The 25,552-nt window shown below is 60.7% G+C and carries 19 protein-coding genes; 6 read left to right on the top strand and 13 right to left on the bottom strand.

The window, feature by feature from the left end; genetic code table 11:
- Positions 1–54: 54 nt before the first annotated feature.
- Positions 55–792, bottom strand: a complete 738-nt coding sequence (gene phnF / locus GGD46_RS00890) for a phosphonate metabolism transcriptional regulator PhnF (protein ID WP_184700888.1) — start codon at positions 790–792, stop codon at positions 55–57.
- A gap of 69 nt (positions 793–861) precedes the next feature.
- On the opposite strand from phnF, the gene GGD46_RS00885 reads away from it, so the two are divergent.
- Positions 862–1,413, top strand: coding sequence for an MOSC domain-containing protein (locus GGD46_RS00885; protein ID WP_184700886.1), 552 nt, complete (start codon positions 862–864; stop codon positions 1,411–1,413).
- Positions 1,414–1,491: 78 nt separating this feature from the next.
- On the opposite strand, the gene GGD46_RS00880 is transcribed toward GGD46_RS00885, so the two are convergent.
- Positions 1,492–4,188, bottom strand: coding sequence for a DNA translocase FtsK (locus GGD46_RS00880; RefSeq protein ID WP_409527662.1), 2,697 nt, complete (start codon positions 4,186–4,188; stop codon positions 1,492–1,494).
- 510 nt (positions 4,189–4,698) lie between these two features.
- Positions 4,699–7,206, bottom strand: coding sequence for a DUF1217 domain-containing protein (locus GGD46_RS00875; RefSeq protein WP_184700882.1), 2,508 nt, complete (start codon positions 7,204–7,206; stop codon positions 4,699–4,701).
- Positions 7,207–7,522: 316 nt separating this feature from the next.
- Between GGD46_RS00875 and GGD46_RS00870 the strand changes: the two genes are divergently transcribed.
- Positions 7,523–8,089 (top strand): DUF6101 family protein, encoded by a 567-nt coding sequence (locus GGD46_RS00870; protein WP_184700880.1) that lies wholly within the window; start codon positions 7,523–7,525, stop codon positions 8,087–8,089.
- 68 nt (positions 8,090–8,157) lie between these two features.
- Here GGD46_RS00870 and GGD46_RS33705 read toward each other — a convergent pair whose 3' ends face one another.
- The 4 genes from GGD46_RS33705 to GGD46_RS00855 all read right to left on the bottom strand — a co-directional run bounded on the left by GGD46_RS33705 (position 8,158) and on the right by GGD46_RS00855 (position 10,451).
- Complete coding sequence (locus GGD46_RS33705) at positions 8,158–8,325, bottom strand: GNAT family N-acetyltransferase (protein ID WP_246806201.1); 168 nt, start codon at positions 8,323–8,325, stop codon at positions 8,158–8,160.
- Entirely contained in the window at positions 8,325–8,597 is a 273-nt protein-coding gene (locus GGD46_RS33700; RefSeq protein WP_246806176.1) for a hypothetical protein, read from the bottom strand. Before GGD46_RS33700 ends, GGD46_RS33705 begins: the two co-directional genes overlap by 1 nt.
- A gap of 17 nt (positions 8,598–8,614) precedes the next feature.
- The gene (gene ubiA / locus GGD46_RS00860; RefSeq protein ID WP_184700878.1) at positions 8,615–9,577 is read right to left on the bottom strand and encodes a 4-hydroxybenzoate octaprenyltransferase; all 963 of its coding nucleotides are present in this window, start codon (positions 9,575–9,577) and stop codon (positions 8,615–8,617) included.
- A gap of 67 nt (positions 9,578–9,644) precedes the next feature.
- Positions 9,645–10,451 carry a MipA/OmpV family protein gene (locus GGD46_RS00855; RefSeq protein WP_184700876.1) on the bottom strand — a complete coding sequence of 269 codons (807 nt, stop codon included), beginning with the start codon at positions 10,449–10,451 and terminating at the stop codon, positions 9,645–9,647.
- Between the two features lie 267 nt (positions 10,452–10,718).
- Here GGD46_RS00855 and GGD46_RS00850 point away from each other — a divergent pair, with 267 nt between their 5' ends.
- Complete coding sequence (locus GGD46_RS00850) at positions 10,719–11,153, top strand: hypothetical protein (RefSeq protein ID WP_184700874.1); 435 nt, start codon at positions 10,719–10,721, stop codon at positions 11,151–11,153.
- Positions 11,154–11,253: 100 nt separating this feature from the next.
- Here the strand turns inward: GGD46_RS00850 and GGD46_RS00845 are convergent, their stop codons facing one another.
- Both GGD46_RS00845 and GGD46_RS00840 read right to left on the bottom strand, forming a co-directional pair.
- The gene (locus tag GGD46_RS00845; protein ID WP_184700872.1) at positions 11,254–12,513 is read right to left on the bottom strand and encodes an SAM-dependent methyltransferase; all 1,260 of its coding nucleotides are present in this window, start codon (positions 12,511–12,513) and stop codon (positions 11,254–11,256) included.
- 144 nt (positions 12,514–12,657) lie between these two features.
- Positions 12,658–14,967: a Tex family protein gene (locus tag GGD46_RS00840; protein ID WP_184700870.1), complete on the bottom strand. Its 2,310-nt coding sequence runs from the start codon at positions 14,965–14,967 to the stop codon at positions 12,658–12,660.
- Between the two features lie 248 nt (positions 14,968–15,215).
- Here GGD46_RS00840 and purD point away from each other — a divergent pair, with 248 nt between their 5' ends.
- From purD to GGD46_RS00825, 3 genes are all read left to right on the top strand, one after another.
- On the top strand, positions 15,216–16,484 hold the full coding sequence (purD, locus tag GGD46_RS00835) for a phosphoribosylamine--glycine ligase (protein WP_184700868.1): 1,269 nt from the start codon (positions 15,216–15,218) through the stop codon (positions 16,482–16,484).
- A gap of 113 nt (positions 16,485–16,597) precedes the next feature.
- On the top strand, positions 16,598–17,026 hold the full coding sequence (locus tag GGD46_RS00830) for a plant virulence effector HPE1-like domain-containing protein (RefSeq protein WP_184700866.1): 429 nt from the start codon (positions 16,598–16,600) through the stop codon (positions 17,024–17,026).
- A gap of 373 nt (positions 17,027–17,399) precedes the next feature.
- A complete protein-coding gene (locus tag GGD46_RS00825; protein ID WP_184700864.1) occupies positions 17,400–19,214 on the top strand; it encodes a methyl-accepting chemotaxis protein in 1,815 nt (604 codons plus the stop codon).
- 73 nt (positions 19,215–19,287) lie between these two features.
- Here GGD46_RS00825 and GGD46_RS00820 read toward each other — a convergent pair whose 3' ends face one another.
- From GGD46_RS00820 to GGD46_RS00805, 4 genes are all read right to left on the bottom strand, one after another.
- Positions 19,288–19,782 (bottom strand): DUF523 domain-containing protein, encoded by a 495-nt coding sequence (locus GGD46_RS00820; RefSeq protein WP_184700862.1) that lies wholly within the window; start codon positions 19,780–19,782, stop codon positions 19,288–19,290.
- Positions 19,783–19,796: 14 nt separating this feature from the next.
- Positions 19,797–21,911: a glycine--tRNA ligase subunit beta gene (gene glyS / locus GGD46_RS00815; RefSeq protein WP_184700860.1), complete on the bottom strand. Its 2,115-nt coding sequence runs from the start codon at positions 21,909–21,911 to the stop codon at positions 19,797–19,799.
- Positions 21,912–21,996: 85 nt separating this feature from the next.
- Positions 21,997–23,934, bottom strand: coding sequence for a DUF2207 domain-containing protein (locus GGD46_RS00810; RefSeq protein ID WP_184700858.1), 1,938 nt, complete (start codon positions 23,932–23,934; stop codon positions 21,997–21,999).
- A gap of 93 nt (positions 23,935–24,027) precedes the next feature.
- Complete coding sequence (locus tag GGD46_RS00805; RefSeq protein WP_184702191.1) at positions 24,028–25,284, bottom strand: 3-phosphoshikimate 1-carboxyvinyltransferase; 1,257 nt, start codon at positions 25,282–25,284, stop codon at positions 24,028–24,030.
- Between the last annotated feature and the right edge of the window lie 268 nt (positions 25,285–25,552).

Raw genomic sequence — 25,552 nt, 5'->3', positions numbered from 1 at the left:
TATTTCCCAACGCATTCCAGACAGAAAACCGCTGCGCACTTTTCCTGGAAATGCTCAGACCGTTACGACAACCCGCTCCGAGGCGAAACAGCCGATCTGACATGAAATGATCGTGCCATCGGCATCGATGTCTTCGCCAGCATAGGCAAGCACCGGTACCTGCCGGGATTGCTGCAGGAAACGTGCTTCAGCCTCTGTCGGCATGCGCGCCGTGATGTCGGTGGAGCGGCGCCAATAGTCGGTCACGCCGTAATCCCTCAGCGCCGTTGTAAACGAGCCCGTCGCGGCGAATCTCTCCGCCAGACTAGGAAAACGTTCAGCCGCGCAGCTGCGCATGACGACCGAGACGGGAAGCGCATCGGCATGGGCGACGACGCACATTTCCAGCACCAATTCACCCGGCTGGAGATTGAGCCGCGTAGCGATATCGGGGGTTGCCGGGACTTCTCTTGCCGACACAACCTTGCGCGTGAGATTGGCATCCGTCGCAGTCAGATCCTTGCTGAAGCGCACCTTTTCGCCCAGCTGAAAGCGCACGGGCATGTCGGCACGGACATAGGCGCCGCTGCCCCGCGCGACACGCAGCAACCCCTCCCCCTCCAGCTCGGCAATCGCACGGCGCATTGTCACCCGCGAGACGCCGAACTGTTCGGACAAGGCCCGCTCGCTCGGCAGGCGACTGCCGGGAGCATGCCGCCTCCCATCGATGGCGCTTCTGAGTTCCGCAGCGACGGCAGCCCAGCCTCCCGCAGATTTTGAGCTTTCGCCCTGCCGATTTTTCTCGTTTATCACAAATCTGTCGCCTTGAAATTGGTATATACCAATCTATAGAGATCTGGAACGTTTATGGAAGGGCTCGGCATGGTCGACAAGCGCATATATGTGGCATCCGTGAGCAGCAGCGACGTGCATGGTTTCAGCAAGCAGACCAAGGACCATATTCAATTGCTTACGGGGCTCGGCGTAGAGGGCGATGCGCATATGGGGGTGACGGTAAAACACCGCTCGCGCGTCGCGGTCGATCCCACCCAGCCCAATCTGCGCCAGGTGCATATCATCCATGAAGAGCTGTTCGAGGAGCTGGCAGGAAAAGGGTTTTCGATCGCGCCGGGCGACATGGGCGAGAATATCTCGACCAGGGGGGTCGACCTGCTTTCCCTGCCTCAAGGCACGCGCCTGCATATCGGCGAGGAAGCCATCGTCGAGGTAACGGGCTTGCGCAATCCCTGCAAGCAGATCGATGATTTCCAGAAGGGCTTGCTGCATGCGGTACTCGACAAGGATGCTGATGGCGGGCTCGTTCGCAGGGCCGGGATCATGGGCATCGTCTCGCAGGGCGGCCGGGTGCAACGCGATGACGCGATCCGTGTCGAACTGCCGCCGCTGCCGCATATCAAGCTCGAGCGCGTCTGATAAAAAGGAAGCGGCCCTCCAATGGAGAGCCGCTTCTTTTTTCATTCCGATATCGCGCAGGCTTGACTGCCCAGGTGATCAGTCAAAGTCTTCCTGGCTCGCATTGCCGCCGCCATTGCGGTTGCCGGTGATGATCTCGCGCTTGCCGACGTGGTTGGCGGGACCGACCAGACCGTCCTTCTCCATGCGCTCGACGAGCGAGGCGGCGCGGTTGTAGCCGATGCCAAGGCGGCGCTGGATATAGGAAGTCGAGCACTTCTTGTCACGCATGACCACCTTGATCGCCTGCTCGTAGAGATCGTCGCCGTCTTCCGAAGCGATCGCGCCCTTGTCGAAGACAGCCGTATCTTCTTCCTCGGCCTCATCCTCTTCGTCGGCCGTAACCGTATCAAGATATTCCGGACGGCCCTGCAGCTTCAGGTGGGCCACGACCTTTTCGACTTCCTCGTCGGAAACGAAGGGTCCATGAACACGGGAGATGCGGCCGCCGCCGGCCATGTGCAGCATGTCGCCCTGGCCGAGGAGCTGTTCGGCACCCTGCTCGCCGAGAATGGTGCGGCTGTCGATCTTCGAGGTCACCTGGAAGGAAATGCGCGTCGGGAAGTTCGCCTTGATCGTGCCGGTGATGACGTCGACCGAGGGGCGCTGCGTCGCCATGATCAAGTGGATACCGGCGGCGCGCGCCATCTGGGCCAGACGCTGGATCGCGCCTTCGATCTCCTTGCCGGCAACCATCATCAGATCGGCCATTTCGTCGACGATGACGACGATATAGGGCATCGGCGTCAGATCCATTTCCTGGCTTTCTTCGATCGGGGCACCGGTGCCCTTGTCGAAGCCGGTCTGGACCATGACATGGATCGTCTCGCCCTTTTCCTTGGCGGAGGCGACGCGGCTATTGTAGCCATCGATGTTGCGCACGCCGAGGCGCGACATCTTCTTGTAGCGATCCTCCATCTCGCGCACCGCCCACTTCAGCGCCATGACGGCCTTCTTCGGGTCGGTAACGACGGGGGTCAGAAGGTGCGGGATGCCGTCATAGACGGAGAGTTCCAGCATCTTCGGATCGACCATGATCAGGCGGCACTGTTCCGGCGTCATGCGATAGAGCAGCGACAGGATCATCGTGTTAATCGCGACCGACTTGCCCGAGCCGGTGGTGCCGGCAACGAGCAGATGCGGCATCTTCGCGAGCTCGGCAATGACAGGCTCCCCGCCGATCGTCTTGCCGAGGCCAAGCGCCAGCTTGTAGCCGCTCTTCTCGAAATCGGGCGAATCGATCATCTCGCGGAAGTAGACGGTCTCGCGGTTGACGTTCGGCAGTTCGATGCCAATGACGTTGCGGCCGGGAACGACGGCGACGCGAGCTGACAGGGCCGACATCGAACGGGCGATATCGTCTGCAAGGTTGATGACGCGCGAGGATTTGACGCCAGGCGCCGGCTCGAATTCATAAAGCGTGACGACCGGGCCGGGACGGACATGGATGATCTCGCCCTTGACGCCGAAGTCTTCCAGCACGCTTTCCAGCAGGCCGGCATTCTGCTCCAGCGTTTCCTGCGTCATGATCACGCCGGAACGGACGGCGGGCTCCTGCAGCAGTTCGCGCGGCGGCAGCTCGTACTCGCCGTCGGCGCTACGGGCAATCGGCCGCCATTCGGGCGGCGTCAGCAATGCGGGCCGGCGCGGCGTGATCCGCGATGGCGGCGCGTCAATCAGACGCTGCGCGGCGGCCTCGACAGCCGGAAGCGCCGGTGCAGGCTTGGCAACAGGCTCAACGGGTTCAACCGGTGCAGATGCGGCAACCTTCGTCGGCATCGGCGCCAGGACCATGACCGACGCCGGGCGGGTTTCGGCTGCCGGAGCGGCTTCCGCGCCATAGACGGCTGCCACGAAAGCGGGCGGAACGAATGCTTCCGGGGAAGCCATGACTTGCGGCGCGGCAGGGGCTGGCTCGACGATCACCGGCGTCGCTTCGACAACGGCAGTCTGAACGATGGCTTCCCACGCTGCCAACTCGTCCATGGCAGGCGTGCTGACCGCTACCGGCGCAAGGACGGGAGCAGCTTCGACCGGAGCGACGAGTTCCGCCACAGCCGACAGCTCGATAGTTTGTGGGGCTTCGGCAACCGCGGCGGGCCGGCGGCATTCGACGACGCGGAACTTCGCGACGATCGATTCGGCTTCGACCTCAAGCTGGGGAACCGCCGGCTGGGCCGACTCGCCCCTGATGGCAGAGACGAATTCGCCGTCGAAGGGCATCGCGTCCCAGAAGGCGAAATCGGAAAGATGGGTAAGCCGCGACTCGACCACAGGCGCGACGACTACGGACTCGGGAACACTTGACTGAACAGGGGAAGCATCCAGCGCGATCGCCGGAGCCTTCGAAAATGCGGTAGCGATAACGGTCATCTCCAATGCGTCCGGCGAGGTCGCCGGGGATTTCTGAATGAACGAAGGCATGTAGCCTTCAACCGCAAAAGGCATGTCCTCGAGCGGTGGCAGGTGGAACTCGACGGGTTGTGCCGGCTGCGACGGCTGGGGCGCCACGATCGCGGGCGCAGCCTCGACAACCGGCTGCTCCATCACCCGCATCGCAACATGCGTGGGGACGGGCCGCGTGACCTCGACCGGCGGTTCTGCGAGCGGGCGGCGGCTAATGATTTCGTTCTCCCGCGTGCGGGTGAAGCGGACATTCGGCCCCATAAGGAACGCGTTCTGCCAGCCCGGCGAGGCAAGATCCTCAGCCGAGATACCTTGCGGCAGAACGGGCATGACTGGAGCACTCTCCGCCGGTGTCGCCTGCAAGGCTTCGACCACCGGTTTCGGGGCTGCGGCGGCTCTCTGCCTTACCTCTTCGGCACGGCGCAGTTCCTCGGTGCGGCGCTGCTCCTCGGCCTTGCGCTTGGCTTCGCGGGCATTGCGAATCTTCTCTTCGAGAAATGCCCGGCGAGCGGCAATCTGCTCGGCCCGGCGTGCCTCTTCGGCCGCCTGTTCGGCTTCGAGTTCGCCCTCCGGCTGGACGCCTTGAGACGCGTTTGAAAGTGTCGTTCGGGAAAGACGCATGAGACCTGCAACCCAGTCATTGATATTGCCGATGGCTTCTCAAATCGAATAGGGCAAGGATGGTTAATAAGTTCCTTCCTGGCGCCCCTCAAAGCTCTTAATTCCCGCCCGCTGTGCCGGCGAAACAACATCGAAAATCCCGCGCAAAGGCGCGCGCGGAAACAGCTTTGCCGCGCGGGAACGCGGCAAGAAGGCGGTTTAAATTTTTTGTTTGAGCCGCTACTTCGAAGACGACAATTGCGCGATCGAGAGCAGCGTATCGGCGCTGATGCCAATGCCGGGCGAAGAGCCGCCGAGAATCGACAGAGCCGGCGACGTGGACGACGTCGTATCGTTCTGCATGTCGTACATCGCGGAGAACCGTTGCAGCAGCGAATTGACCTTGGTCGGATCACGCAGATCACTGACGTTGATGAAATTGCCCAACATCTTCGCCTGCGTATCCACATCCATCGACGACATCGCGCTCGGCAGGCTGAAGGTCGTGGTGACGACCTCGTAGAGCGCTGCGTCACCCATGATATCGTAGACCGAATTGATATTCGGGGCCTTGCGCTGGAAGTATAGCGCCAGCCGCACGCCGGCATTGGTATCGCCTTCCTGATCTTCCAGCGTCTGGCGCAGGAAGAGATCGTTGGTCGCCGAGAGCGCCCCCTGATTTTGCGCAGAGCCAAGTTTGCTGTCCGTCAGCTTGCCATCCGTGCCGAAGTTGAACGCCTGGACAATGCTCTTGAACTTGGCGCCATCGGAGGTGTTGATGAAGCTTTTCGGGTCTGACGGATCGGAGGCGAAAGCCTTCTTCAGCGTCGCGGTGTCGACGGTCTTCGGATCGATGCCGTTGGCCGTGAGGATGAAGTTTGTGAGCTTGCTGTCGGCCAGCAGATCCGTGACGCTCTTTACCTTGGTGATATTGGTCGCAAAATAGGTGCCGGCTTCCTTTGCATCGCTTGTGGCCTTGGTCAGCAGCGCTCCCGTCAGCCCGGCCGTGCTGTGGGTGGAATATTGGGAAATGTAGCTGTTGACCTGGGTCGGCGACAGGGACTGAACGGGAGCTTTCAGATTGCCCTTGCTGTCGAAGTTGAAAGCTTCGGCGAGCGCGGTGAAGCGAGTGTCCTTCAGCGAACTGACGTAGCTCTTCGGATCGTAGGGATCGCTCTCGAGAATCTTCGTCATCTGCGACTTTGTGATCTCATTCACGCCGATGCCATAGGCACGCAGCGCCATCTGATAGAGCTCGGGCGCGCTGTCGTTGGACGTACTGCTGTCAGCCGTATTGCTCGTGAAGAAATCCTTGATGGTCTTCACGCTGGCAAGGCGGTTCTTGTAGTTGTTGACGGCGTCCGTCGTCAGGCTCGATTGCGACGTCTTGTAATTGTTGATGTAGGCCGTCGAGGCGGCATTGATCGCGCTCTGCGACTGCGCCGTCTGGCCGGCGGCCAGCGTTCCGTCGGATTGGAAATTGAACGCGGCGACGACATTCGTCAGGCCGAAGATGGAAGCGGTGGTGGGATCGGCGAAGGCGTTCTTGAAGATGACCGTGGGCGTGGTCGGATCGATACCATAGGCCGTCTTGATATAATTGAAGAGGCGCGAATCCGATGTCAGCTGATCGACCGAGGTTACCGAGCCGATATGGTCCTTGTAATACTGGTCGTTGTCCGCCGCGCCGACACTGGTGACGAACGAGGGCACCGTGGAATTGTAGGCGCTCATCACATCGGACTGTTGGCCCAACGTTTGCGGTCCGCCGGAGAAGTTGGTCGCATAGGCTGATGTCATAGCGCTCACCTGCGCCGATGTCTGCGCCTGCGAGCCGGAAGCAACGGTGCCATCGCTCTGAAAATTGAATTGGGCCATGACGCTTGTCAGGCCGTTCGAACTTGCGACGCCGGCATCTCCGGCCGAAGCATTGAACTGGTCGGCGGTGATGTAGGCCGGGATGTTGAGGGCGGTCTTGACGTACTGGAAGAGCCGTGTGTTGGAGGTCAGCTGATTGACCGAGGTGATGTTGCCGATGTTCGCCTGATAATAGGCTGTGTCGCTGTCAGGCGTCGAGGCCTTGACCGTGCCGTCGGCGTTGAAATTGAATTCGGCCGCGAGAGCCTTGTCGGCCGTGCCGCCATTCTGGTTGAGATAGCTGTTGGGATCGTTCGGATCGCTCGTCAGCATCTGCTTCAACGCGGAATTCGACGTATAGGTCGGATCGATGCCGTAGGCCTGCAACACGTAGTTTCTCAGACGCGTGTTGCCAAGAAGGTCATCGACCGTCTTAACCGAGCCGATATTCTGGCTGTAATAGCTCGTTTCCGTGGCCGCGGATGTCGCTTCATTTGTAAACGATTGCTGATAGAGCCCGATCAGATCGTCTTCCTGCGCACTCGATTGAGCCGTCTTCGTGCTGCCCGTACCGAAATTGAACGCTGCAGCGAAGGCCTTGTATCGTGGATCGTTCAGCTTATTCGCAAAACTGCTGGAATCGCTCAGGTCGCTCGTCAGCACCTGTTTCATAAAGGCCTTGGCATAGGTCATGTCCGAAAGCCCGTAGGCTTCCATGGCATAACTGTACAGCTGATAGTCATTCACGAAGTCATCGACGTTGGTTACTTTGCCGATATTGGCATTGTAGTAGTCGATCTGGCGCTTGCTTTGCGACTGCGTCGCCACCTGCTTGAGCGAGGTGGCCATATCTCTGGTTGCGATCGTATAACCAAGATAGGTGGAAATCATCAGCAGAGTCCCAATAGATCTTCAATATAGTCGGCGAATCCTCTGATGATTATTACACACAAACCTTACCCGAGACTTACACGCGCTCACTTTATACGCGTACTATATTGACGCAACGGCCTTGCCGTGTATTCACCTTATGGAAACCCTGATGCATTCGACTTTGCTAACCATTTGAGGACGCAAAGTTTTCTTAACCTCGATTTTTAAGCTGTCTGGAAGGGACGGCGCCTAATCTGCCCAACAACGAGAGGACAAAAGTTCTCCGAGAGAAGACCGGAAACCGGCTCTCAGGTAAAGCAAGGGTAGAGAATCGATGACAAATACCGTCCTGAAGCCCGATTGGGCTGGAACCACACTGCGACTTGATCCGACGCGCTTTCCGCAACAGGTCAGCTACGCCATGCGCGGTGCCGAGGGTGACGTCACCATTACGATCGACGAGCGCGGCGCGGTGCTGCGCAAGATCTTGCCGTCCAGCGGCCTGCCACTGTCCGTCGCTCTGCCGAAACGCGCCTTCATGGGTGTCGCCGCCCGCGCTATCGACCATGGCGACGGCGAAGTGACCGTTACGCTGGAGCTGCATCACTCCGATCCAGACCTCTGCATTCCCCTCCTCGTCGCTCACGACCTAAGCGACATCGCCGCCGACTGGCGCTCCTGGTCGGAAGCCTTCCGCATTCCGATGCTGATGATCGAAGCCGATGGCGTTGCCCGGCCGCTCGAAGAGCATCTCGGCGGTATCCGCGCGCAGGACAGCCAGCCGCGCCGCCGTCATGCCTATTTTGCAGACCGCCGCCCGCGCTTCCTCGTACGCCGCTCCACCGGCAAGCTCGGCATCAAGATGAAAATCGAAGGCCGCGAGATCATCGCAAGGCGCTAAGCCTACAAAGACAATTCGGATATTATCGATGATCGGCCGCAGGGGTTTCCCCTCGCGGCCGAGATCTTTTACGGCAACAGCGCTCGCTCCATGACGATCGTGCGTTCCTCTCCGTAATAGCTATCTCTTTGGACCGTGAAGCCAAGCCTGGCATAGAAGCCTTGGGCGGTGACCGATGAGGAAACGGTCAGCTTTGCGATGCCGTTGGCTTTGGCCCTGCGCTCGATCGCCGCCATCAGCTGCAAACCGATGCCCTGCTTTTGATCCGATGGAGAGACACGGTGCCATCGAGGCTTGCGGTGTCCAGGACGACAGCGCCATCGACCGCAACGAAGACCGTTCGAGAGCCCAGAAGGTTCAACACGGCGGCAGGACTGAAATTTTCGGCGACCCGGTCGATGACGGCGGGAGAATAATCACCCGCATTGCTCTGGCGACGGGCGGCGACGATCACGCGGCTGATTGCTTCCGCATCATCTTCCTCTGCCAGGCGGATGTCGCAGGCCACGTTGCACCTTCGAGCGGTCAGGGAACGAGAAGCAGAAACGACAGGAAGAGCCCGGCAAAAATGATCAGGCCGACCCGGTTGTTGGATTTGAACAGGGCAAGGCATTGCTCGCCGTCATTGATGTCGAGCACGGCGATCTGGTAGGCGAACATGCCCCCGGCAATGACGAGGCCGACATAGGACAGCCAGCTTGCACCAGCCAAGGCAAAGGCGATCAGCATCAAGAACAGCGTGGCGCCATAAAGGCCGACCAGCCAGAGACGCGTCTGATCGCCGAAAAGCCGGGCGGTCGAGCGCACGCCGATCAGCTCATCGTCTTCCTTATCCTGATGCGCATAGATCGTGTCATAACCGATCGTCCAGAGGATGGACGCCAGATAGAGGATGATCGGGGCGAATGACAGACTGCCGAAAAGACCTGCCCAACCCATCAGCGCACCCCAGGAAAAGGCAAGGCCGAGGAAGAATTGCGGCCAGTCGGTAAAGCGCTTGGCGAAGGGATAAAGCGCGACGATGCCGAGCGACAGCACGCCGAGAATGACGGTAAACCAGTTGAACTGCAGCACAACCAGCAGGCCCACGAGAGCCTGAAGCGCGATGAAGACCTTGGCCTGAAGGCGCGTCACGCGGCCCGAAGGCAGCGGCCGCGACCGCGTGCGCGCCACCGACATATCGATCTCGTGGTCGACCAGATCATTATAGGTGCAGCCGGCGCCGCGCATGGCGACAGCGCCGACGAAGTAAAGAACGAGGTAATAGATCACCACGAAGCCCGGCGAGCCATGCCCGATGGAGACCGAGGCGTTGGCGGCGAGCGCGACCGACCAGAAACACGGCCACATCAAGAGCTGCCAACCGATCGGCCTGTCCCAGCGCGCCAGCTGCGCATAGGGCCACAGCCACGGGGGCAGCACACGATACACCCAGTTTCCGGATGGCGCGTCAGCGACGCGCCCGTTGATGTCGCCTGTCTCTTGCATGAGCGAGTAGTAGTGATATCAGGCGCTCAAGGTCAAGCGGCGACGGGGCCGCGGCCCCGCTCATTCGTCAGTTGGCCGTGAAGTTGAACTTGTAGCTGGCCGACATGCCGATCAGGAGCTGGTTGCGGTCGCCGCGCTCCCGCACGAGGCTGCTGTCGGCGGCAGGACCGGTCAGGCGGGTATATTCCACGAACGTGCTCGTGGTCCAGTTTTCCGAGGCCTTCCAGGTCAGCGCGCCGCCAACGCCAACGGACTTGACGCCGCCGCCTGGACTATATTGGCTGAGCCCGGATGCTGCCGCCTCCCGCGCGTTGACACCATAATAGGTATTGAAATAGTCGTTGGTGGCAACCGTCATGCGAGGGCCGCCGGATAGGCGCAGTTCCGGCGTAATGTCGGTAAAGGCATCGACGGCGGCATCGGCGACGAGGCCGCTATGGGCACGAATGCCCTGGCGCACTTCGACACGGGCGCGCAGCCAATCGGTCGGATAAACCTCGGCGAAACCGCCGGCTTCCAGACCCCACTTCACCTTTTTCAGGCCGATGAGTTCGCGCCCATCGCTGCTGTCGCGGCTGCGCACGAACTTGCCGACGATACCGAACCGGAAGGCATCGCTTTCGATGAGAGCGAAAGAAGGGTTGTCGTTGCGCGACGAGAAGCGCGGTCCTGGCCCTTGCCTGCCGACCGAGATCAACGGCTGCCACTGCAGCCTGTTGTGCTTGCCGCCTTCGAATTTCGGTGCCGAGAAACCGGCTGCGCCGACGCTTAGATACCAGTTACCCGACCAAAAATGTTGACCATCTGCGGCAGCCGCAGAAGCGGAAGCAACGAGTAAACCGAAACTGATAAAAAGACGCGATCTCGCGAACATGATGCAACCCCTTGATACGCAATACAAAGGGCCATACACGCGGCCCTAGAGTTGCCCCAAGCTATTCGGATCGCGTTACCGCTCTCTTAACCACAACGAACTGTTACCGACGGGCTGCGAATTTAAGCAAAATCTCACCAACCACCAACTCGCGCCGATCTGTCGCGGTGATTTAAATCAGGCGTGGATTATTCAATCATAGGTATTGATCAGATGTTGCGAGCAGTATCTGATCAGTCGAAGCCCCTAGTCTGCAAAGAGAAACCCATGAAGACCACATCCCTGATTTCCTTAGGCTTATTTCTCGGCATCGGCGTGGCACTTTCAAGCTGTGTCGGCGCTCCGATCAGCGGCGCCAAGCAGAGTCAGTTTTCCGTCAGGGTCGCACCCGGCAAGAAGACAAAAATCACCAGCACCTCGCTTGTAAAGCAGGATTGCACCTTCGCAGGCTTCCCCTATACGGGCGTCATCAAGGACCCGACCCATGGCAAGGTCGAGATCGAGCATGGCCCGGTGGCCTCGAAATTCCCGAAGGACAGCAATGCCTATCTGTGCAGCGGCAAGACGGTTCAGGGAAACATCATCTACTATACGTCAAACGCCGGCTTCACCGGGACAGATCAGTTCACGTTGCGTCTGACGGGATTGAATACCGACGGCACGGTGCAGGACGGAACATTCAAGGTTCATGTCGGACGATAGTCCGAAAGTCGGCCAACCCAGCAAACGGTAATACTGAAATGCAAACGCCGGCCCATGGAAGTCCAGGGGCCGGCGTGATCGAATGCCCGGAGGCAAGCGTTTAGAACATCACCTTCTCCAAAGGAGCGCGCGTTGCCTCGAACTCTTTCAGCTTGGCCTCGCGTTCCGCAATGTAGTTGCGGTTATCAGGTACGGCGAATTGGTTCTTGGTGATCTGCATCTGCATGATGAAGAGTTCATCCCAGCGGAAGCCCATTTCGGAGCCGGCCAGATAGAACTCCCACATGCGGAAGAACTTCTCGTCGTAGAGCGCGACGGCATCGGCCTTGCGCGCGACGAAGTTGTTGCGCCAGTGCCTCAGCGTATAAGCGTAGTGCATCGGCAGGGTTTCGATGTCCCTGGTCAGCAGCCCGGCCTTTTCGAGCGGCGGCGTGGTTTCTCCGATGGACGGGATGTAGCCGCCCGGGAAAATATACTTCTCGATGAAGGCGTTGGTGGCGTAGCTCGGCTTCGGCCGCGTGATGAAGTGCAGCAGCATTACGCCGTTGTCGTCGAGCAGCTCCGCAATCTTGTTGAAGAACTTGCCGTAGTCGCCAATACCGACATGTTCGAACATGCCGACGGAAACGATGCGGTCGAACTTCTTGCCGGTCAGATAGCGATAGTCCTGCAGCTCGAAGCGGACACGGTCAGAGAGGCCGCGCTTGGCCGCCCGCTCGCGCGATACTTTCAGTTGCTCTTCGCTGAGTGTGATGCCGGTCACGTCGAGGCCCGGATAGGCTTCGGCGAGATACATGGCCATGCCGCCCCAACCCGAGCCGATCTCCAGCACCTTCTGACCAGGCTCGACCAGGAGCTTGGCGGCGATGTGGCGCTTCTTGGCCACCTGCGCTTCGTAGAGGCTGATGCCGGGCGGGTTGAAATAGGCACAGGAATACTGCCAATCCTCATCGAGGAAGAGATCGAAGAGCTTGGCCGACAGGTCGTAGTGATGCGCAACATTGTATTTGTTGCGGTTGATCGGCGAACGGCTCTTGATCTGCTGCAAGACGATGCGGCCGAGCAGTAGCGCCGCCATGCGGAAGTCGAAGATTTCGTTGGTGGTGTTCTGCTTCACCAGAGAGAGGAATTCATAGATATCCCCCTGCTCCAGAATGAAGCGCCCCTCCATGTACATTTCGCCGAGCTTCAGCGTGGGATCGCGAGCAATCGCGTCTTCCGCCTGCTGATCTGCGATGCGCGCGACGATGGTTTCGCCGGAGCCGTCACCGATCATGTGCGTCTCGCCCGATGCGAGCGTGAGCTTGAGGGAGCCTTTACGGATGAGTTTCTTAACGAGAGAAAAAAGTGCCGACGCCATGGACGCCTCGAATGTTATGACATGACATTAAGGCAACTTTAGCGTCTCACAGCCGAGTGGCAAGATCAGCTTTTCGCACACGCTGGCACTCTGGCAACAACTCTGCCAGAGTGTGACATTCTTGCATAAACTCTCGCTAAGTCCTTATTTTCGTTTAAGTGCGTCAGCCAGGGCCGCACCAAAACTACCTCGTTCCTCGGTCTTTGGACGGCTATTGTTCCTAACGCCAGCGTTGCGAGCACCACCTTGCTCGCGCGACTCACGCCCGGAAGGGGCCGCCACAGTGCCGCCATCTTTGCGCATGGAGAGAGCGATTCGCTTCCGCTTCACGTCCACTTCGACCACGCGTACCTTCACCACATCGCCGGCTTTGACCACCTCGTGCGGATCCTTCACGAAGCGGTCGGCCAGTTGCGAGACATGCACCAAACCGTCCTGATGGACGCCAATATCGACGAAGGCGCCGAAGGCGGCGACGTTGGTGACCGTGCCCTCCAGCAGCATGCCGAGCTTGAGGTCGCTGATCTCGTTCACGCCTTCGGCGAAGGTCGCGGTCTTGAAGCTCGGGCGTGGGTCGCGGCCGGGCTTTTCCAGTTCAGCGATAATGTCGCGCACGGTCGGCAGGCCGAACTTGTCATCGATGAACTGCCTGATATCGACGGCCTTCAGCGTCGCCGTATCGCCCATCAGCGTGCGCAGGTCGCGACCGCAGGCGGCAACGATCTTCTTGGCAACGCCATAGGCTTCAGGATGCACGGAGGAAGCATCCAGCGGCTCCTTGCCATTGGGGATGCGCAGGAAGCCGGCGCATTGTTCGAAGGTGCGCTGACCGAGGCGGGCGACCTTCAACAGATCACGGCGGGTTTCGAATGCGCCTTCGCCGTCGCGATGCTTGACGATCGCCTCGGCGATCGACGGGCCAAGGCCCGAGACGCGGGCCAGCAGCGGCGCCGAGGCCGTGTTCAGATCGACACCGACGGCGTTCACCGCATCTTCGACAACCGCATCCAGCGAGCGGGACAGCTTCTGCTGATCCACGTCGTGTTGATACTGGCCGACGCCGATCGACTTCGGCTCGATCTTCACCAGCTCAGCCAGCGGATCCTGCAGGCGGCGGGCGATGGAGACGGCGCCACGCAGCGAGACATCCAGGCCGGGGAACTCGAGTGCTGCCGTTTCCGAGGCGGAATAGACGGAGGCCCCCGCCTCCGAGACGATGACCTTCGTCGGCTTGGGCGCCGGCAATTCGGCTAGCATATCGGCCACCAGCTTTTCCGTCTCGCGGCTGCCGGTGCCGTTGCCGATGGAGATCAGCTCAACCTTGTGCTTGCGGACAAGGGCCGCCAAAGTCGCCTGCGTACCGCGCACGTCGTTTTTCGGCGGGAACGGGTAGACGGTCGTCGTTTCGAGAAGCTTGCCGGTGCCGTCGACGACAGCCACCTTGACGCCGGTGCGGATGCCCGGGTCGAGACCCATGGTGGCGCGCGAGCCGGCCGGGGCAGCCAGCAGCAGATCCTTCAGATTGCGGGCGAAAACATGGATCGCCTCTTCTTCGGCGCGCTCCCGCAGCTCACGCATCAGATCGAGCGACAGCGACATGGAGAGCTTCACGCGCCATGTCCAGCTTGCGACGTCCATCAGCCAGCGATCGCCGGGCCGGTTCGGGCCGATCTCGTAGGTGGTGGCGATCATCCGCTCGACCGGCTTGTTCGGCGAGACGGCGTCCACATCGACGTCGATCGTGAGCGTCAGGACCTCTTCGTTCCATCCGCGCAGCATGGCGAGTGCCCGGTGGCCAGGCGCCGTTGCCCAGCGCTCCTGATGGGCGAAGTAATCAGAAAACTTGGCGCCAGCCTCCTGCTTGCCGTCGACGACGACGGCCTTCAAGGTGGCGTTCGTTTTCATATGGCCGCGCAGCTTGCCGAGGAGCTCTGCGTTTTCGGCAATGCCTTCGGCGATGATGTCGCGTGCGCCTTCCAGCGCAGTCTTCACGTCGGTCACTTCGGCCGTGATGAAGCCCTCGGCGAGAGCGGCGGGCTCTTTCGAACGGTCAGCGAGGATGGTGTCAGCAAGCGGGCCGAGGCCGCGCTCCCTGGCAATCTCGGCGCGGGTGCGGCGCTTCGGCTTATAAGGCAGATAGAGATCTTCCAACTCGGCCTTGGTGGCGACGGTGGCGACCTTGCGCATCAGCTCGTCGGTCATCTTGCCCTGACCGGTGATGGATTCGATGATGGCCGCACGACGTGCTTCCAGCTCGCGCAGGTAAACGAGCCGCTCGGCCAGCGTGCGAAGCTGCGTGTCATCGAGGCCACCAGTCACTTCCTTGCGGTAGCGGGCGATGAACGGCACGGTCGCGCCTTCATCGAGAAGCTCGATGGCGGATTTAGCCTGATCCGGGCGAGCGTTGATCTCGGCGGCGATGGTTGCGGCAAGGGAACGAATATCGGCGGCCATGTGACTCTCTGAACTGGACAATCGTGAGGGGGACCATAAGCACGATCCCGCTGGCATAAGAAACAGTTTTCGACGCGAGACGCGCTGATCCCCCAGGGAAGAGGCGATCTCGCGTCCAAACCATATCCCGCTTTAGCGATAGAAAAAGGCGTGGCAATGTTGGTCGCCAAACCTCCACAGGATTTGACGCTTGACCTTTGGCCTAAGCCCGCTTAACCGCGCAAAGGGATACAATGAAAGGGCAAGCCATGAGAGTTCTGTTGATCGGATCGGGCGGACGCGAGCACGCACTGGCCTGGAAACTGGCGCAATCGCCTCTCATGACGGAATTCTACGCCGCGCCGGGCAATCCGGGCATTGCCGACCATGCAACGCTTGTTGCTCTTGACGTCGACAATCATGATGCCGTCGTCGCCTTCTGCAAGGAAAAGGCGATCGACTTCGTGGTCGTCGGGCCGGAAGCGCCCTTGGTCGCCGGCATCGCCGACAAGCTGCGTGCCGCCGATATCGCCGTATTCGGACCGTCTGCCGCTGCCGCGCAGCTCGAAGGCTCCAAAGGCTTCACCAAGGATATCTGCGCCCGTTACGACATCCCGACGGGCGCCTATCAGCGCTTCAACAATGCACCGAAGGCGAAGGCCTATGTTCGTGCGCAGGGCGCGCCGATCGTCGTCAAGGCCGATGGGCTTGCTGCCGGCAAGGGCGTCACAGTCGCGATGACGGTCGATGAAGCGCTTGCCGCGATCGACGACTGCTTCGAAGGCGCATTCGGCGAGGCCGGCGCGGAAGTCGTCATCGAAGCCTTTCTGGATGGCGAAGAAGCAAGCTTCTTCTGCCTCTGCGACGGCAAACATGCGCTGGCGCTCGCCACCGCCCAGGACCACAAGCGTGTCGGCGACGGCGATACCGGTCCGAACACGGGCGGCATGGGCGCCTATTCCCCGGCCCCGGTCATGACCGCTGAAATGGTCGAGCGCACGATGAAGGAGATCATCGAGCCGACTATGCGCGGCATGGCGGAAAGCGGCCATCCCTTCTCGGGCGTCTTCTTTGCAGGGTTGATGATCACCGCCAAGGGTCCGGAACTCATCGAATACAATGTCCGCTTCGGCGATCCGGAATGCCAGGTGCTGATGATGCGGCTGAAGAGCGATCTATTGCCCCTGCTCTTTGCCTGCGCCAACGGTACTCTGGACCAGGTGGGGGCCGAGTGGAGCGATGACCCGGCGCTGACCGTGGTCATGGCCTCCAAAGGCTATCCCGGCTCCTATGCGAAGAACACACCGATTACCGCATTGCCTGAGGACAGCGAGGGCGCCAAGGTGTTTCATGCAGGAACAGCCTTGAAGGACGGCACGCTGGTCGCGACCGGCGGCCGCGTTCTCAACGTGACCGCGACCGGCAAGACCGTTGGCGAAGCGCAGAAGCGCGCCTATGCCCTTGCCGGAGAGGTTAAATGGGAAAACGGCTTTTGCCGCAGCGACATCGGCTGGCGCGCCGTCGAGCGCGAAGCGTAAACAAAAGGGTCGATGCCGCGGGCGGCGATCCATTAAATCTTTACCTAATCTCCTGACGGTATGGAAACAAAGCTTCGCTAATGTCGCCATCAACCTAGATGGAGCTGTTTGCGATGCGTATCCTCTTCCTGACCTTGGCATGCGTGCTGGCCGGCAGTTCCGCCATGGCCTCGTCCATCCAGTCTGTCGAAGGCACGATGCGCAGCGGCAAGAGCAGCATCGTCGCGAAGAGCTGTGCCGACTGCCCTGCCCTCAAGCCGCAGGAGAGGGAAAAGGAATATACCGTTCCGACGCTGGCACCGGGCACGCAATCGGTCGCCATCCGCACGATCGACGGTGAGAAGAAGGTGGTGCGCACCGAAGCTTGGATGGGTGGCTCTCCAGTTATGTTCGTCAGCAAGCCTACCCCGGAGGCATTGGCCGCGGCCGACACATCTCCCGATGGTATCGACCTGGCCGCAAAAACCGCGGCTCTGCAGCCAGTAGCGGCGGCGACCGTTCCCGCGCGCCTTGATATCTCCACCTTTGAGCTTCGCCAATAGAAATGAAGCTTATTCCCCTGTGACGCCGGCACTTCCGGCGCCGGATCAGTTATGGCGCGAGCGATATTCGATTCTTTATTTAAGAATATTCGAATAATCAGAATAAAAGATTCAGCAATCCAGTAAGAATTGCCGTTAACTGCAACTCAGAGCAGATATTACTGCTGCTTGTGAGAGCATATCCTTGGTTTCATCTGGGGATCGGCACAACCATGCCCCTGCAATTAAAGATTTTTTAGACATAAATAGCGATTTTACTGTCACCGGACAGCAGCATGTCATTCAAGCAGCGGCAAACGTATTGGGGCTCTCTCAGGCGCTCGCACAGGCGGTAGGATACCGCACCGGTATTTAATTACCTGTGGAGGCACCATTGAAGAATCTCAAGATTGCACATCAACTATTTGCCCTGCTCGGCGTCCTGATGGCCGCCTTCGCGGTGGCCACCTATTTCCAGATTCGGTCTCAGGCCGATTCCATCTATGATGATCGCTTCGACATGCTGCGCACGCAGGTCGAATCCGGCATTTCCGTTATGAACCAATATTATCAGCGTGAAAAATCCGGCGAGATGACACATGAGGCGGCTCAGGCCGAGGCCTTCAAGGTATTGTCGCATGTCAGTTTCGCGCCGTCGGGCTATTTCTTCGGCTTCGACTACAATGTCGTCCAGCGCATTCACCCGAGCCCGGTCAATATCGGCAAGGACATGTCCTCGCAGGTCGACAAGAACGGCACCCATTTCAGCAAGGAAATGGTCGAAAAGGCCATCAAGGGCGGCGGCCGCACGATCTATTACTGGAACAAGCCTGGCCATCCCAATAGCGACTTCTTCCTGAAGGGCAGTTATTCGGCCGCTTTCGATCCCTGGCAGATCGTGCTGGGCTGCGGCGTCTACATGGACGATCTGCAGGAACAGATTAACGCGACGATGTGGCGTGCCCTGCTGATCTGCGGCCTTGTTTTCGTCATCGGAATCAGTGCGGCTCTCTATTGCATCCGCGGCATCACCCGGCCGCTCGCCGATGTCCACACTGCCCTCAAGGCCGTGGCCGACGAAGATGTGAAGATCACAATCCCGCACGTCGACATGCGCAACGAAATCGGCCTGATGGCCAAGGCAACCCAGGCGCTGCAGGAAAAGATCCGTGAGCGCCATATGCTGGCCGACCGCCAGGCAGCGCAGGAACTCGAAATCAGCAGCGAGCGCGAGCAGAACCTGCGCCAGCAGCAGGACGAAGCCCGCGAACAGGCGCGCGTCGTCTCAGTCATCGGCAAGGCGCTCGAAGATCTTGCCCGCGGCGACCTGACGGTGCGCTGCGGCGATCTCGGCGCCAGCTATGCCGGCCTTCGCAACAACTTCAACGAGGCGCTGTCACATCTCGAAGCCGCGATGGGCCGCGTCAACGCCAAGGGCAACGACATCGGTCTCAGCAAGGAAGAGATCCGCCGTGCCTCCAACGAGCTGTCGCAGCGCACCGAGCGCCAGGCCGCCAGCCTCGAAGAGACCTCGGCAGCGCTCGACGAGCTCACCGTCGCCGTTCGCCAGACGGCGGAAGGCGCAGACGAGGCCAGCAAGCGCGTTCATGCTGTCAGCGCCGAAGCATCGCGCAGCGATGCGGTGGTCGCCCAGGCCATCGAAGCGATGAGCGGCATCGAAAAGTCTTCGGACGAGATCGGCAAGATCATCGGCGTCATCGACGAGATCGCCTTCCAGACCAACCTCCTGGCGCTCAACGCCGGCGTCGAGGCGGCGAGAGCCGGCGAATCCGGCAAGGGCTTTGCCGTCGTCGCCCAGGAAGTGCGTGAACTGGCCCAGCGCTCCGCGGCAGCCGCCAAGGAGATCAAGGACCAGATCGCCCGCTCATCCGGCCAGGTCGACCAGGGTGTCCGTCTCGTCGGCGAGGCAGGCGAAGCGCTGAAGCGCATCTCCGACCAGATCAAGGCCGCCAACGAGATCGTCTCGAAGATCGCCCACAGCGCCTCCGAGCAGGACACGACGCTGCGCTCGATCTCCTCTTCGATGAACCAGCTCGATGCCGCCACGCAGCAGAACGCCGCCATGGCCGAAGAGACCACCGCATCGGCCGAGACGCTCGCCGCCGATACGGAAGATCTTCTCGCCCTCATCCGTGGCTTCCGTGTTGCCGAAGGCCGCTCGGCCATGGATCATCGCCGCGCCGCCTAATCAGCGTAGGGCAGAAAACCGAAACCGCCGGGCTCGCGTCCGGCGGTTTTCTTTTAAGCTGCGATTGGCTGCTTTAGTCTGCGATTTTCAGCCGCTCGACCAGGCGGTCGATCTCGCGATCGGAATAGACTTCGATGCCGGCCTGCCTGAGCAATGCCGCTGTGACGCCCATGCCATTCTGCCGGCCGCCGGAGAATGAGCCATCATAGATGAAGCCGGAGCCACAGGACGGGCTGCCGTCGATCAGGAGGGCATAGCGACAGCCCGTTTCCTGTGCGAGCGCCAGCGCATTTTCCGCTGCCCGACGAAACTCCGCCGTGACATCGCCGCCGGTGATCTCCATGACCTTTGCCGTGCCGGCAAGCACATCCTCGCCGGTCGCGCCGCCTGCAATCTCGGCCGGTGGCCTCGGTACGGCCATCCCCGCGGACATTTCCGGACAGATCGTCACCAACAGCCCCTCCTCGCGCCAGCGATCGATCGCCGGATGTACAAGCGGCTTGGAACGGCCGTCATAACGGACGGCGTGGCCCATAAGGCAGGCGCTGACGAGGATCTTTCCGGTCATCGCGCCCCCATGTCTTATCCCGCAATCTTTGAGAAGTCGGCAACAGTGCCGGTTGCTTCGCGGATCAGGCGCAGCAGAGCCAGGCGATTGGCGCGGATGGCGGCGTCTTCGTCGTTGACGAACACGTCCGCGGCGAAGCGATCGACCGGCGCGCGCAGCTTGGAAAGGGCCGCCATGGCTGAGCGGAAATCTTCCTTGGCGATCGCATCGGAGGCTTCTGCGGAGGCGGCCTTGACGGCCGCGAAGAGATCCTTCTCCGCATCGAGCTTCAGCAGGGCCTCCGAAACGCCATCGGCAACGACGGTGCCCTTCTTCTCCTCGGCGGCCAGCAGCTGGGTGGCGCGCTTGGTGCCGGCGAGCAGGTTCTTACCATCCTCGGAGGTGATGAAGGCGGTCAGCGCCTCGACGCGACGGGCGACCATCAGCACATCGTCAGTTTCCGGCGTCAGCACGGCGTCGATCAGGTCGTGGCGGGCGCCAAGATCGCGGAGATAAACCTTGAGACGATCATGGAAGAAAGCGAGCAGGTCGGCATCCTTGGTGGTTGCGAGCAGCGGCAGGCGCACCCCGCGCTCCAGAAGGATGCGGACGACGCCAAGCGCGGCACGGCGCAACGCGTAGGGGTCCTTCGAGCCTGTCGGCTTTTCGTCGATCGCCCAGAACCCGACGAGCGTATCCAGCTTGTCGGCGAGCGCGACCGTGATCGCGACCTTGTCCTCGGGGACGCGGTCGGACGGGCCTTGCGGCTTGTAGTGATCTTCAACCGCCGTCGCAACGGAAGCGTTCTCGCCCTGCAGCGAGGCGTATTTGCGGCCCATGACGCCCTGCAATTCGGGGAACTCGCCGACAGCTTCGGTGCGCAGATCAGCCTTGGCCAGCACAACGGCGCGATCGACCAGAGCGGCATCGGCGCCGGTGATCTTGGCGAGGTCAGCCGCCAGCGCACGGATGCGGGCAACGCGCTCGCCCTGGCTGCCGAGCTTGGCATGGAAAGTGACATTAAGCGCGTCGAGCTTGGCCATGCGCTGATCGAGCGGCTTCTTTAGATCGAGGCCGAACTTTTTAGCCGAGGCTTCCAGCGTTTCGAGATCGGGCAGATCGCCCTGGTCACGCTTCCAGAAGTGCAGCGCGTCGGACAGACGGGCGCGCACGACCTTGCCGTTGCCGTGGATGATTTCCTTGCCGCCATCCGTCGCCTGGATATTGGCGACGAGAATGAAGCGGTTGGACAGCGTCTCGCCGGCCTGCGGACGAGTGACGAAACACTTCTGATTGGTCTTGATAGTCAGGCGGATGATCTCGGACGGGATCGACAGATAGTCTTCCTCGAAGGAGCCCATCAGCACCTGCGGCCACTCGACGAGGCCGGATACTTCTTCCAGCAAGCCATCGTCTTCGACGAGTTCCAGGCCATTGGCAAAAGCGACGTCGCGGGCATCATGCAGGATAATGTCCTTGCGGCGCTCCGCATCCAGAACGACGTAAGCCTTTTCCAGGCCCGCGGCATAATCCTCGAAACGCTTGACCGTAATCGGGCCTGGCGCATGGAAGCGATGGCCATAGGTCACGTTGGAAGCAACGACACCGTCGATCTCGAAGGGGATGACGACGGTCTCTTCATGCTCGGTGCCGAAGGTGCAGACGATGGACTGCAGCGGGCGCACCCAGCGCAGCGAGCCGGGCTTTACCGATGCCTTGCCCCAGCGCATGGATTTCGCCCAGGGGAAGTTTCTTATGATGTCGGGCATCACGGCCGCAACGATCTCCTCTGCGGCGCGACCGGGCTTTGAAATCACAGCAACGTAGAAATCGCCCTTCTTCGGGTCGCTCTGCACCTGAGCTTCTGAAATCGAAGAAAGGCCTGCGCCACGCAAAAAGCCTTCGATCGCCTTCTCGTTGGCATCGGTGCGCGGACCCTTGCGCTCTTCGCGCACATCGGCCGAGCGCGCGGTCAGGCCGCGAATGTCGAGCGTGAGGCGCCGCGGCGTCCAATATTCCCTCGCCCCCTCATAGGAAAGACCCGCTTCGACCAGGGCATCGGTCACCAGCTTCTTCAGGTCACCGGCAGCCTTGCGCTGCATGCGGGCGGGAATTTCCTCGGAGCGGAGTTCGAGAAGGAGATCGGGCATGGGAGCTGTCTTTGCGTTGAGGCAGAAATGGTCCGGGCGGACTTAGCAAGCCCGGCGACAAAAGTCACCAAGGCAAACGGCGAATTTACCACCCTCCACCGCCTCCACCGCCGCCGCCGCCTCCGGAGAAGCCACCGCCGCCACCTCCTCCACTACCGAAAGCGGAGGACGAGCTGGAGACGGGTGCGGGAATGGTCGAGGCGATGGTGGAAGCCATCGAGGAAGAGAAGTCGCCGATCGTTCCGCCAATGTTGCCCGGGCGGAAGTCGCCGGAATACCAGATTGGCGCATAGGCGGCGGCTGTTGCTCCCGCTGCCGTGGCAAGCCATGTCTCGAAGGCGCTGGACCATGGTTTTTCAACACCCAGCGCGACCGCATAGGGCAGCAGCGTTTCGAAATGCCGTGGCGACATCTGTGGTGCGCCCTGCATGTTCATCCGGTCGCGTTCCGCCAGCGTCAGATATTGTCTGAGACCGGCAATGCCATCCATCATCTTACGCCCGAGCGGCGTCGGCGCGCCCATCAGGAAATAGAAGACGACGTTGAGCACGAAAATGCCGACGATGCCTGCCACCAGCGGCAAAAGACCCGCCTCCCAGAGCGGCACGACCGCGGCGGCAAAACCGCTAACGGCAATCGAGACGAAGACGAAGCCGAAGAAGGCGAAGATCAGCACCGAAACAATGCGCTGGGCGAGGCTCGCATTATGCCTGCGGAACCTGCGGCCGATCGAGCTCGCAAAGATCGTCACGAAAATCGACAGGAAACCGGGCACGACGATCAGCGGCAGCGCATTCTCGTGCAGGCGGCCGAAGATGACGATCGCAGCCAGAACCAGAACAGAAAGCGCAATACCGGCAATCACATAGAGCGAATTCGCCTTGTAGTACTCGCCGCGATGATCGCGCTCGATGGCGCTGCGGAATTTCGAGCCGAGCCGCTGCACCACCTCGCCGTTCGCCTTGTCGATGACAAGTGGAGAGAGTGGCCCGACGGCCTGCATCAGCACCTTGTCGCCACCGCCCAGATCAGTGCCAGCCTTGCCCGTGGGGCGGATGACCACCTTTCCCGCGAGATCGTCGAGAATGACATAGCCGCGCACGGCAAGATCGATCGCCGTTGCCGAGAATGCCGTCCAGCTGGAGCTGGCAAAACCCTTATTGTCGATATAGTTGACCAGCGCCGGTGAAATGCCTTCGGGCGGATCCCAGCGCGGGACCATGACGCCGGCCGGCGGGTCGCGGCCAACCGCAATCCAGCTGCGCATGTAATAGACAAACAGCAGGATCAGGCCGCCGATGGCGATCGTCGTGTCGAGATGATCCCTGAGGAACCAGCCCCATTGCTGGCTGTCGCTCGGCGGCGCAATCGCCCCTTTTGCAAGCTTGATGGCGATTGTCAGACCTTCGGCGCTCGCGAGCGGCCGGGTTGTCGTAAAGGTAGCTACATTGCCGTCCGCGCTGGCGCTGGCACTCTTGCCGTTGGCGCCGAGCGGTCCGGTGAAGAAGGCAAGCTGCTGCGGCTGCACGCCGTCAGGCAAGGTGACGATCGCCCTGGCACTCGCAATCGGAAACAGCCAGCCATTGCCGGTCACATTCCAGTAAAGCTCGTCGTGATCGTCGAAATAGCGCATCTGACGATTGGTGTCGTAGGTGATGCGGAAGCTATGCGGGCCGGGTTTCAAGACCCGCTCGGCATTGCCGATGTATATGCGCTCGCCGCCCCTGATGCGCTCAGTGCGCCAATCCTCCGGCTGGCCGTCGCGTTCGACGGACACGACCTTGAAATCCACCTGGATCTCCCGGCCGCCGGCATCGGTCATAACAAGCGGAAAATCGCGGAAAATACCGCGTCTGATGTCTTGGCCTTCCGAATTGACAGCAATGGTCTCGACCACCCGCATGGAGCCGTCGCGATGCAGGGCAATCGCCTGATCGAATTTGGTGATGAGTTCGGCCGCGGTGACAGCCGTTGCGCAAAGCAGCAGGCAGAGAGCCAGGAAGAACCCGCAAAGCCGTGTCATCACTCCCCCAAAGGATGGCCGCGGCGCCGTTGCCGGCGCCGCCTTGCGTCAACAATGCTTCCGCACCCCACCATCCCTCGGAATGGCGGAGCGTCAATCTTCGTAAGAGACCCCGAGCGAAGCCAGCACGTTCCAATAGGACGGGAAGGTCTTGGCGACGCAATCGGGATCGAGAATGGTGATGCCACCGATCTTCAGGCCGGCGAGCGCAAAGCTCATGGCAATGCGGTGATCGGCGAAACTGTCGATCTCCGCAGGCAGCACCTTGCCGGCGAGGCTCGGATCGGATGCGACGATCAGATCGTCGCCCTCTTCCGTGCCGAGGTTCGGAACGATGCGCGACAGGCCGCTCGACAGTGCGCGGATACGGTCGCATTCCTTGACGCGCAGGTTCTCGATGCCGACGAAGCGCACCGGCGTTTCGTTGAAGGCGGCAAGGACGGCAAGCGTCGGGATAGCATCCTGCATCTGCGAGCCGTCGATGACGGCCGGAAGATGCGGGAACTTGGAAATCAGATCATAAGCTTTCGCATCCGGCTGAGAGAACTGTTCGGCCGGGGTGCCAAGATCGATCTTGCCGCCACCAAGCACTTCAGCTGCCCAGAGATAGGTCGCCGCAGAGGCGTCCGGCTCGATCAGGAAATCCGCGGCATGATAGCCGGTGGGCTCGACGCGCCACGCGACAGGGCTCACGCGCTCGACTTTGGCGCCGAAAGCACGCATGGCCGCAACCGTCAGATCGATATAGCCGAGGGCGCCGATATGCTCGCCGAGCAGCTCGACATCGACGGCGCGGTCGCCGCCGGCCGCCATCATCAACAGCGCCGAGACATACTGGCTGGAAAGGCCGCCATCGATCTGCACGCGGCTTGCCTCGAAACGACCGGTACCATTGACGGTCACGGGCGGGCAGCCGGTTTGCGTGGAAGCATCGATGCCGAGCGAGCGCAGCGCGTCGACGAGCGGGCCGATCGGCCGCTTGCGCATATGCTCGTCGCCATCGACGATGACCTTGCCTTCGACCAGGGCGGCAGCAGCTGTCAGGAAGCGTGTCGCCGTTCCGGCATTGCCGAGAAAGAGAGGAGCTGCGGGCGCCTTCAGCTTGCCGCTGCCTGTCACGATGAAGGTGGTATCGTCAGGCTCATCGATCGTGACGCCCATGGCGCGCAGCGCTTCGGCCATATAGCGGGTATCGTCGCTCTTCAGCGCGCCTGTTAGCCGGCTAGTGCCCTTGGCAAGGCCTGCCAGGAGCAGTGCGCGGTTGGTGATCGACTTCGATCCCGGCGGCATGGCGCGCCCGGTCAGAGGCTTGCCCGGCGGGATAATCGTGAGTTTGGCTCTACCCATCATCATTCTCTTTGGTCAGAGCCTTTCCACTCTTCTTCGAATCGCGAAAAGGCTCAATCTTTTTGTTTTTACGCAATTCCGTACGGAAAACCGCGACGCACTTTTCCTGGAATTGCTCTACTGCATAATTCCTTAAATCGGAATCGATTTAGGGATAAAATCATGCAGCAGATTTAAAGCACTACAGCGACCTTTGCGCGTCACATGTGACGCGCGGCGCTGTAGCCAGGAAAACGGCCGATGGCCGTCGGTCGGCATCCTTTACCGCCTC

This window comes from Martinezella lusitana (assembly GCF_014207095.1).
Classification (GTDB): Bacteria; Pseudomonadota; Alphaproteobacteria; order Rhizobiales; family Rhizobiaceae; genus Rhizobium; species Rhizobium lusitanum_B.
The sequence above is the reverse complement of the archived record's forward strand: the minus strand, read 5'-3'. Positions and strand labels throughout refer to the sequence as shown.